The organism is Kitasatospora sp. NPDC091257 (assembly GCF_044757675.1).
In the GTDB taxonomy this organism is placed as follows: domain Bacteria; phylum Actinomycetota; class Actinomycetes; order Streptomycetales; family Streptomycetaceae; genus Kitasatospora; species Kitasatospora lactacystinica.
On record NZ_JBIVVI010001563.1, the window covers coordinates 1 to 1733 of the forward strand.

The 1733-nt window shown below is 75.0% G+C and carries 2 protein-coding genes; both read left to right on the forward strand.

All coding sequences use genetic code 11. The features are described from left to right. Nucleotides 1-385: 385 nt before the first annotated feature. Nucleotides 386-709 carry a DUF6191 domain-containing protein gene (locus ACIQOV_RS40295; RefSeq protein ID WP_401055957.1) on the forward strand — a complete coding sequence of 108 codons (324 nt, stop codon included), beginning with the start codon at nt 386-388 and terminating at the stop codon, nt 707-709. Between the two features lie 369 nt (nt 710-1078). After that, nucleotides 1079-1291, forward strand: coding sequence for a hypothetical protein (locus ACIQOV_RS40300; protein ID WP_401055959.1), 213 nt, complete (start codon nt 1079-1081; stop codon nt 1289-1291). The last annotated feature ends 442 nt before the right edge of the window (nt 1292-1733 follow it).

Below are 1733 nucleotides of genomic sequence, written 5' to 3' on the forward strand. Positions count from 1 at the left end.
CCGTAATCCTCTTTTACTACTTTTGTCTGTTGTTCAGTGGTGTGCTTTTCCTATATGACAGGGCAGTCGGCCACCCCGGAGCCGGGCCCCCCCGGAGCCGGGGTGGCGCGCCCTTGTCCGGGCCCGTCTGCTCGTGTCGGGGCCGGGCCCGGTCCGTCCGCGGGGCCTGTCCACCGGTGTTCGGGGCGGCGGGTTCGGGCCCCGGTCCGTCCGCGGGGCCGCGTGTCAGGGTCCGGGCCCGTCCGCGCGCGGTGTGACGGGCCCGCTGTCCGCTGCGAAGCGGCGGTGCCGGTCGCCGTGATCGGCGAACGGCTCCGGCCGGTGCCGCCGTGATCGGCGGCATACGGTCAGGAACGGCTGTGTCACCTTCGCGGGTTGGGCCGGCATGGTGATGACGGCGGGTCTGCTCTTCATGGCGGTGCTGGTGATCGTGCCCTTCACGCTGGCCTCGATCCGGCATCTCGTGGTGCGATCCGGCCGTCCGGGATGGTTGTGCCGCCGTTTGACCACGCGACCGCGAAGCGGCGGGCTCGGCCTCGGCGCGACCGCGACCGAGGAGTTGCACGCCTTCTTCCATGCCAACAAGCGCGTGCAGATCGAGCAGCGGCGCACTCGACTGGTCGTGCGGGACGACGACCACGCCGGCGCCCCGCCCCGCACCGGTGTCGACCTGGCCGGCGGCACCGCTGTCGTTCGACGGCGGAGGTAGCCGCGCCTACCGTGCGCGATCCCCTCACCGCAAGATCCGCTTCTGAGACGGTTCCCGGGGGTGGAGGCAGGTCCTCCTCGCCTCGCGGGCACCGGCGGGCCGCTCCGGCCGCAGCGGCCGGAAAGGGGCGTGGACCGCCAGGGCGAGCGCGTGATCCACTGCGCGCATGAGTGTTGCCGGCCGTGTGTTCACCACTGACGACGGTGGCGGGTCCCGTTTCCCCGACGTCCGCGAAGGCCCGTCGGGTCGTGCCGGCCTGGAGAGCCGGCGTTCCACGCTCCCGGGGGTGGCAGAGCGTCCGCCCGCTCGGCGCGCGGTTCTCCCCCTCCCCCCCCGGCCGGCCGGCCGGTCGGTCGGGGAGGGCTTCGCGTGGCGCCGGCCGACGTCGCGGAGTTCGTCGAGGGGGTTCTGCTGCCGAAGGACGACGTCGAGTCCGCAGCGGCCCGGACGGGCTCGCCCGAGCCCGTAGCCCGACGCGTCAGGGAGTTGGCCGATCGTTCGGAGGACATCCTCGATGCCGCCCGGCGGGCGTCGCAGGTCGGTGGCGGAGTACGGATCCGGATCCGGATCCGGATCCGGTGACCCGGCGCGCCGATTGCGCCACCGGATCGGTCATTCGGCGTGACCGGCCGCGGACGGTGAGTCGGAACCTCACGCCGTCGACCACCCGGCGGTGTTCCCGCCACGGCCGTCGATCCGCGGCAGCCGGGGGAGCCCTGCGCTCCCGTGCCGTAGGCGTGCGCCGGTGCGGCCGGCGTGCAGCGCGAAGCCCTGCCGAACCCGCGTCCGGCCCCGGTGACCACCACGTGCTTCCCGGCGAGATCCGTGCGTGCTGCTCCTTCGACCGTCCTGTGCCGGTCGTGTCGCGGTGCGGGCGGCCGTGGCGTCGGCGCCACCGGGCCCCTGGCCTCGGCGCGGTCGCGGGCGGGGAGGTCCGCCGCGGCGCGTCCCGGAGGGTGGGGGCCGGGCGGGGCGGCCGGGCGGGCCGGGGTGTGCGGGCCGGGGGTGGGTGTGCGGCGGCCCG

Excerpts from the sequence above, each read along its gene's own strand:
- ACIQOV_RS40295 (WP_401055957.1), top strand. The coding sequence starts at position 386 with ATGGTGATGACGGCGGGTCTGCTCTTCATGGCGGTGCTGGTGATCGTG.